This is a genomic window from Francisella noatunensis subsp. noatunensis (assembly GCF_009823375.1).
GTDB lineage: Bacteria > Pseudomonadota > Gammaproteobacteria > Francisellales > Francisellaceae > Francisella > Francisella noatunensis.
In genome coordinates this window covers 1-8,427 of record NZ_WBSX01000083.1, presented here as the reverse complement: position 1 = coordinate 8,427, position 8,427 = coordinate 1, and the positions used below count along the sequence as shown (strand labels likewise).

Below are 8,427 nucleotides of genomic sequence, written 5' to 3'. Positions count from 1 at the left end.
TAGCTTTTTAACTTTACAGGATAGCTTATGATTATTTGAAGTTCTGCGGCTTTGATATAGCTTCTGTGCTATCTCAGCATTATAGTCACTATTTATACTAGTGCGATTAAGTTCCTTTTTTATAGCTCTTTCACTATAGCCAATTTTATTGGCTATTTGAGATGTTTGGTATCCTAATTTAAGTAATTCTTCTATACAATATCTATTTGAAAGAGTTAAGTGCTTTGGCATTTTTTAGTTCCTTATCGTTTATTTTAGTTTCGTCAAAACCTAATAAACTATATTTGGAACTCTCTTTCAACTATTTAAAACTTTCAGAATACAATCTAGCTTTTATATAAAGTTAGTGGTATGAGTTCTAACTCTTTCCCACCTCCTGTTATGCAATTAGCATAGTTTTTTACACTAAATTTCCCAAAAACTCTCTCCCGTTAATATCCAATATAAACATAAACCAAATATCGCAAAATATCTATTTTTGTAGGTATTTTTTTAGACTATCAAAATGAAAAATTAAAAGAGATAAAAATTAATTGTAGTATAAAAATAGCTTTAAAACTAGACCAAAATTAACTTTAGTCAAAACTTGAGAAAACAGCCTTTACATATAGGTCTCGAATGCCTACAATACTTTCAATTTGCCTATTAACTTTGTAAAAAGTAATGACAGAAAAGTTTTTCAAATATTTTTTCTTCCAATTCAATTCATCACAAAAAGGTTGTTTTTATTATGATATTAGCTAACGATATGACTAATGCTATATTGGTTTTTCCAGATGGTACATACTATCTTGGTAGATCAATAGGAGTTCGTGGTTGGACAGACGGCGAAATTTGTTTCAATACATCAATGACAGGTTATCAAGAAACTCTTACAGACCCTTCTTATGCTGGTCAGATAATCACATTTACATTCCCTCACATAGGTAATGTAGGTATCAATAACGAAGATAACGAATCACTAGGTGTATTTGCTAAGGGTCTAATTGTTAGAGAAAATCTAACTAGCCCATCAAATTTTAGATCAAAAAAACATATAGATACATGGCTAAAAAATAGAAATATAGTAGGTATCTGTGGTGTTGATACGCGTGCTATAGTACGTAAAGTACGTAAAGAAGGTGCGGTAAGAGTTGCTATACTTTCGGTCAAACCAGGTGAGTTTTTGGATGCAAACTATGTCAGATCTCGTATCAAGAACAAATCAAACCTAAATGGTAGAGACCTTGCAATCAGTGTAACTACAAATAGAGAATATGATTGGAATGAGCATACATTTTCATTAGGACAACAAGTATACAAACAACAAGAAAGCTATAAGTATAGTGTTGTAGTTATCGATTATGGTGTCAAATATAATATATTAAGAAACCTAGTAGATGCTGGTTTTAAGGTAACTGTAGTACCTGCTGATAGTACTTATGTAGATATTATGAAACACAATCCTGATGGGGTGTTTTTATCAAATGGTCCTGGAGATCCATTTGCTACTTCTGATTACATTATGCCAGTTATCAAAAAACTTCTAGAAGTTAAGATGCCAATATTTGGTATCTGTTTAGGCAACCAACTATTAGCTCTAGCTGCCGGCCTAAAAACTAAAAAAATGCACAAAGGTCATCGTGGTGTAAACCAACCAGTGCTCGATGCCGATACTAAGAAAGTTCTTATCACAAGCCAAAACCATGGTTTCGTGGTATGTGATGATGTAGTACCAGATAATATTGAGATTCATATGAGCTCACTATTTGATGGTACGGTTGAGGGATTGAGATTCAAAGACAGACCAGCTTTTGCGGTACAGTATCACCCAGAGAGCTCACCTGGTCCGCATGACTGTAAATATCTATTTAATGAATTTGCTGAGATGATAGCAGATAGTAAAAAAGGGAATTAATAAAATGCCAAAAAGAACAGATATAAAAAGTATTTTAGTTTTAGGTGCTGGTCCAATTGTTATCGGTCAAGCATGTGAATTTGATTACTCAGGGACTCAAGCATGTAAGGTCTTAAAAGAAGATGGTTACACCGTCTATCTGGTAAATTCAAACCCTGCGACAATCATGACAGATCCTACAACAGCAGATAAGATCTTCATCGAACCAATTACAGTTGAGAGTGTTGGCAAAATCATAGCTAGAGAAAGACCTGATGCAATCTTGCCTACAGTAGGTGGTCAGACAGCACTTAATTGTGCTCTAGAATTAGATAAAGCTGGCATCCTAGAAAAATACAATGTCGAAATGCTTGGGGCAAAAGCTGACTCTATCGATAAAGCAGAAAATAGAGAAAGATTTAACAAAGCTATGGCAAAAATTGGTCTTGAAGTACCTAGAAACGTTGTAGTACAAACGATGGAACAAGCTTATAAAGCTCTAGAAGATATCGGTTTACCAGCTATTATCAGACCATCATTTACACTTGGTGGTAGTGGTGGTGGTATCGCTTATACAAAAGAAGAATTTGAAAAAATTGTCAAAAATGGTCTAAGCCTATCGCCAACAAATGAAGTGCTAATAGATGAATCAATCTTAGGTTGGAAAGAGTATGAAATGGAAGTTATCCGTGACAAAGCTGATAACTCAATCATTGTCTGCTCAATTGAGAATATCGATCCAATGGGTATACATACAGGTGATAGTATCACAGTAGCTCCAGCATTAACTCTAACAGATAAAGAATACCAAATCATGCGTGATGCTTCGATCGCTGTACTTAGAGAGATAGGTGTAGAGACTGGTGGTTCAAATGTACAGTTTGCAGTAAACCCTGAAACTGGAAAGCTTGTTGTAATCGAGATGAACCCAAGAGTATCTCGCTCATCTGCATTAGCATCTAAAGCTACTGGTTACCCTATTGCAAAAGTAGCTGCTAGACTAGCTGTTGGCTATACTCTTGATGAGATTGATAATGACATTACAAAAGTTACTCCAGCATCATTTGAGCCTACTATTGACTATATCGTTACCAAGATTCCTAGATTTACATTTGAAAAATTCCCTACTACACCATCAAATCTATCTTCACAGATGAAGTCTGTTGGTGAGGCTATGGCAATTGGTAGATCTTTCACAGAAAGCTTACAAAAAGCTCTGGTATCACTTGAAACTGGCTTAACAGGTCTTGATCAAGTCGAAATAGCGGGTGTAAGTGAATCAAATACCAAACAAGAAAACCAAGCAGCTATCCTAAAATCATTAGAAGAGTTATCTCCCATGAGAATACTAAGAGTAGCTCAGGCTCTTAGATATGGTATATCTCAACAAGAAATTTATAATGCTTGTAAAATAGATCCTTGGTTTATTGAACAAATTGCAATTATTGTAGATGCTGAAGAGAAGCTTAAAAAAACAGGTCTACCAAATAGCAAAGAAGAATTCTCTGTTTATAAAAATCTAGGTTTCTCTGATGCAAAAATTGCTGAGCTTGTTGGTAGAACTGAGAGATATATTAGAAACTTTAGATTTGGTAAAGAAATCTACCCTACTTTTAAGAGAGTAGATACTTGTGCTGCTGAATTTGACTCTAAATCATCTTATTTATATTCAACTTATGAGCACTATAGCTACGAAGAAATCGTTCGCGACTGTGAATCTGAAATTTCTGACAAAAAGAAAGTTATAATATTAGGTGGTGGACCTAACCGTATTGGTCAAGGTATTGAGTTTGATTATGCTTGTGTTCACGCTGCTAAATCTCTTAAAGAAGAAGGTATCGAAACTATCATGATTAACTGTAACCCTGAGACAGTTTCTACAGATTACGATACTTCTGATAAATTATACTTTGAACCATTGATGGCTGAAAATGTTCTTGATATTATCAAAAATGAAATGCGTAAAGGCGAAGTGCTAGGTGTAATTGTACAGTTTGGTGGTCAAACTCCTTTGAAACTTGTATCAGCTCTTCATGAAAACAACATCCCTATACTAGGTACAGATCCAGATAAAATTGATCTAGCAGAAGATAGAGAAAGATTCAAAGAACTACTAGATAAAGTTGGCTTGAAGCAACCTCTAAACACTATTGCCTATACGATTAATGAACTTAAGAAGAAAATTGTAAATGTTGGCTACCCTATTGTTGTAAGACCTTCTAATGTATTAGGTGGTAGAGCAATGGAGATTGTTCATTCAAAAGAAGAGCTTGATGCATATATTAAAACTAATACTAAATGTATTCTTGAAGGTCCTATTTTGATTGACAAATTCCTCGAAAATGCAACTGAACTAGATGTCGATGCTTTAGCTGATGGTGGTGATCGCGTATTTGTTGCAGGTATTATGGAGCATATTGAAGAGGCAGGTATTCACTCCGGAGATTCCGCTTGTTCTATCCCTACTCGTTCATTATCCGATGAACAAATCGAAGAAGTCAAACAAGCAACTATCAAATTAGCTAGAGAACTAAATGTAATAGGTCTAATGAATGTCCAATTTGCATATCAAAATGGTGAGTTGTATGTAATTGAGGTAAACCCTAGAGCATCAAGAACTGTACCATTTGTAGCCAAAGCAACGGGTAATAGTATCGCAAATATTGCTACTAAACTTATGCTTGGTAAGAAGCTATCTGAATTTATCTTAAACAACCCTATCCCTAGACATTTCTCTGTCAAAGAGGCGGTATTCCCATTTGGCAGATTTGCTGATGTAGACTGCTATTTAGGCCCTGAGATGAAATCTACAGGTGAGGCAATGGGTATGGATAGATCTTTTGGAGTAGCATTCTATAAGGCTCAAGAAATGTCTTTTAATAAACTACCTCTAAAAGGAAATATTCTAATATCTGTAAGTGATACTGATAAACCTAAGATAATAGAACCTGTTAAAGAGCTAATAGAACTAGGATTTAATATCTTTGCAACAAAAGGTACTAAGCGCTTCTTAAAAGAAAATGGTATTGAGTGTAAGCTTTTTGATAAAGCTTCGGATAATATTGGTAACAATCAAGTACACAGTACTGTCAAAGCAATCGAAGCGGGTGAAGTTGACTTATTGGTTAATACATCAATAAGGCAAGAACTGAAAATAAGTTTAGCATTAAGAAGAGCTGCTATTATGAGTAGAGTTTCTTATGTTACAACAATTGGTGCTTTTGAAGCTTTTGTTACCGCTGTTAGAGATATGCGCAAAATCAATAATGATTTTGATGTTAAAACTGTTAAAGAGTGGATTAATAGTTAAAATGTGTCATCCTATGGCTTGACCATAGGATCGATTGCTTTTTTAAAAACTACCCCGTCAGTCTTCGACTGTCACCCCTTCGTACCAAAGGGGAATAATATTCTGGAGTTACAAAATGCTATCATTTCAAAAGCTTCTGCGAGGCAATCAAATTACCAAAAATGATTTATATAAACTATTTCATCAAGCTGATATTTATAAAGATAAACTAACCCATTCAGAGCCTATCAAAGATTTAGAAGGCAAAATATTAGCATCTCTTTTCTTTGAACCAAGCACTAGAACTAGATTCTCTTTTGAGTCTGCTATGAATAGACTTGGTGGCAAAGTTATATCACTAGAAAACGGTGCTTCTAGCTCTACTCAAAAAGGCGAAACCCTTGATGATACAGGTAGAATGATGGATCAATATGCTGACATTATAGTGATGCGTCACCCTAAGCCACATAGTGTTGAAGAGTTCTCAAAATATGTCAACTCACCTGTGATAAATGCTGGTGATGGCGAGAATGAGCACCCTACCCAGTCATTGGTTGACTTATATACTATCTACTCTGAGAAAGGCTCTCTTGATAACCTAAAAATTGGATTTTTAGGAGATCTAAAATATGGACGTACAGTTCATTCATTAACCAACATCCTAGCTAAATATAATGCTACATTTAAATTTATATCTTCAAAAAAACTACAAATCCCAGAGAAACTTAGAGATTTTGTTGAGAAAAATGGCAATTCTTTCACAGAATTAGAGCAAGTAAATTGTGATGCCTTAGAAGATTTAGATGTACTATATGTAACTCGCGTTCAAAGAGAGAGATTTCCAAATGAAGAAAGTTATTTAGAAAATAAAGATTTATGCTACTTAGATAGAAAGCATATTTCCACTACTAGTAACTTCATAATCCTTCATCCTCTGCCTAGAGTTGATGAGATGGATAGATCTATAGATGAACTTGAGTGTGCAAAATATTTTGAGCAAATCAAATATAGTGTTCCTATCAGAATGTCTTTATTGTCATTACTTCTAAAATCACAAAACTAAATTTAATTAAATATTTATCACTTTTTTTTTTGACAATCTCTTCTTTTTACATTAAATTTTATTAATTATTTTTGAACATGACTTATAGACTGCTAATTATTAGTTTTCTGTAAGGCTTTTTATTTTTAACTAGATATTTACTATGAAAAGAAACGAAGACTTTATGTGGTCTCTTAGCCTCTTTGGTACGGCTATTGGAGCTGGCATACTTTTTTTACCGATTCAAACCGGAATTTCAGGAATTATACCAATACTTTTAGTATTAGTTTTTATTTTTCCAATGGTGTTTTTGTCACATCGTGCATTGTGTAGATTTGTAATATCTAACCCAAATACTGATTCTGATATTACCGTAGTCGCCGATGACTATTTTGGTAAAATTGGTGGTATTATTTTTAATATTTTATATCTATTTGCTATATTGCCAATACTATTAGTTTACAGCGTTGGTATTACAAATACTCTAGCTAGTTTTTTCAAATATCAGCTTCACTATGATATACAAAATAGATTCCTTTTAAGCTTTTTCACGATACTTTCGTTAGTCTTTATAATTAACTTTGGTCAGAAACTAATTATTCGCGTGATGAGCTTTTTGGTCTTCCCATTTATCATAGCATTATTAGTGCTTTCACTATGGATGATTCCATACTGGAATATTAATATTTTACGCAATAGCTTTGAGTATAATCATACTTTTTCGGGTGTTTTATTAGCTATTTGGATATTCATGCCAATACTAATATTCTCATTTAATCACTCGCCAATTATTTCATCGTTAGCTGTTTATGCAAAAACAAAATATAAACAAGATGCCGATAAAAAAGCATCGAGAATTATTGCTTTTAGTAATATTCTAATGATTGTTACAGTAGTCATATTTGTATTTAGTTCGATGCTAACTCTGTCTCCTGATGACTTAATAGCTGCAAAAGAAGAGAATGTTTCAATATTATCTTATCTAGCAAGCCATTTTGATGACTACTCCTTAGATTATATAGCTCCATTAGTTGCTATAGTCGCTATGAGTAAGTCTTTTTTTGGTCATTATTTAGGCTCAAAAGAAGGTATAGATGGTATAGTTTGCAAAATCTCAAAAAACTCAATCAGTCAAAAAACTATAAAACCAATTACACTATCTATAGTATTTTTGTCATGTTGGTTAGTTGCTTATTTAAACCCAAATATACTAGATATGATATCTAGTATTGGTGGTCTTGTTTTAGCTGTAATACTATTTATCATGCCTATCTATAGTATCTATAAAATCAAATATCTAAAGCAATATAAAAATCTACTAGCTGATAGTTTCATACTTTTTGTTAGTATTGTGGCATTATCTTCAGCTATCTATGTTTTATTCTAGAATCATACTTAAGATTTGACATTTATCATAATAAAGTATAAATTGTATCGCACCCAATTGGGGGCGAATATGGTTTCGACATGAATGTCAAAATCTAAGGTGCATGTCGAGGAAGTACCGTAACCTCGTTAATAACAGTACAAATGCCAATAATAACTGGCAACAAAAAAGCAAACCGCGTAGCGGCTAACGACAGCAACTTTGCTGCTGTTGCTAAAGCTGCCTAGTCTAGCTTAATAACCTAGAGACGCACGGATATGATAGTCTTTCTTATGACACTATCTTTACATCCGTTCATATTCCGCATAAGACGGTCTTTGCTTTTTGTCTGGAAGTTCAGGCTGTATTTAACAGACTCGCTAACTATTACCCTGGCTAATTGGGGAGTAGTCAAGCTAAACTCAAATAGATTAGCCTAAGCATGTAGATCCAAGGATAGAGAGTTTGTGGACGCGGGTTCAAGTCCCGCCGCCTCCACCAAATATATTCAATTTTTTGAAAAATTTTATTTAAATAGTTATTATTTAGATACAAGAACTCAGGTATAGATTTTAATGAAAAATATATTAACTTTTGCTCTCATTATTACATTATTAGGCAGCTGTACCTTGATAAATGATAGAAATATAACTTCTAGTACTAGTCCTCTTGTACAAAGGCAACAAAAATCATTACTTACTAATAAAACTCAAGGTAATAAAACGCTTGCTAGATTGTATTCTGAAAGTTTTAAATAGTTGAAAGAGAGTTCCAAATATAGTTTATTAGGTTTTGACGAAACTAAAATAAACGATAAGGAACTAAAAAATGCCAAAGCACTTAACTCTTTCAAA

5 protein-coding genes and 1 other RNA gene are annotated in these 8,427 nt (G+C 33.5%); 5 read left to right on the top strand and 1 reads right to left on the bottom strand.

From position 1 onward, the window contains the following. Window positions 1–231: helix-turn-helix domain-containing protein (locus F8C69_RS07335; protein WP_159183974.1), on the bottom strand; the 231-nt coding region annotated here is incomplete at its 3' end. A gap of 499 nt (window positions 232–730) precedes the next feature. Between F8C69_RS07335 and carA the strand changes: the two genes are divergently transcribed. From carA to ssrA, 5 genes are all read left to right on the top strand, one after another. Next, window positions 731–1,897, top strand: a complete 1,167-nt coding sequence (gene carA, locus F8C69_RS07330) for a glutamine-hydrolyzing carbamoyl-phosphate synthase small subunit (RefSeq protein WP_159184744.1) — start codon at window positions 731–733, stop codon at window positions 1,895–1,897. Between the two features lie 4 nt (window positions 1,898–1,901). After that, window positions 1,902–5,186, top strand: a complete 3,285-nt coding sequence (carB, locus tag F8C69_RS07325) for a carbamoyl-phosphate synthase large subunit (protein ID WP_159184743.1) — start codon at window positions 1,902–1,904, stop codon at window positions 5,184–5,186. Between the two features lie 115 nt (window positions 5,187–5,301). Then, on the top strand, window positions 5,302–6,228 hold the full coding sequence (pyrB, locus tag F8C69_RS07320) for an aspartate carbamoyltransferase (protein ID WP_159184742.1): 927 nt from the start codon (window positions 5,302–5,304) through the stop codon (window positions 6,226–6,228). 142 nt (window positions 6,229–6,370) lie between these two features. After that, a complete protein-coding gene (locus tag F8C69_RS07315; RefSeq protein ID WP_159184741.1) occupies window positions 6,371–7,594 on the top strand; it encodes an aromatic amino acid transport family protein in 1,224 nt (407 codons plus the stop codon). Between the two features lie 59 nt (window positions 7,595–7,653). After that, window positions 7,654–8,074: a transfer-messenger RNA gene (ssrA, locus tag F8C69_RS07310) on the top strand. The last annotated feature ends 353 nt before the right edge of the window (window positions 8,075–8,427 follow it).

Excerpts from the sequence above, each read along its gene's own strand:
- carA (WP_159184744.1), top strand. The coding sequence starts at position 731 with ATGATATTAGCTAACGATATGACTAATGCTATATTGGTTTTTCCAGAT.
- carB (WP_159184743.1), top strand. The coding sequence starts at position 1,902 with ATGCCAAAAAGAACAGATATAAAAAGTATTTTAGTTTTAGGTGCTGGT.
- pyrB (WP_159184742.1), top strand. The coding sequence starts at position 5,302 with ATGCTATCATTTCAAAAGCTTCTGCGAGGCAATCAAATTACCAAAAAT.
- F8C69_RS07315 (WP_159184741.1), top strand. The coding sequence starts at position 6,371 with ATGAAAAGAAACGAAGACTTTATGTGGTCTCTTAGCCTCTTTGGTACG.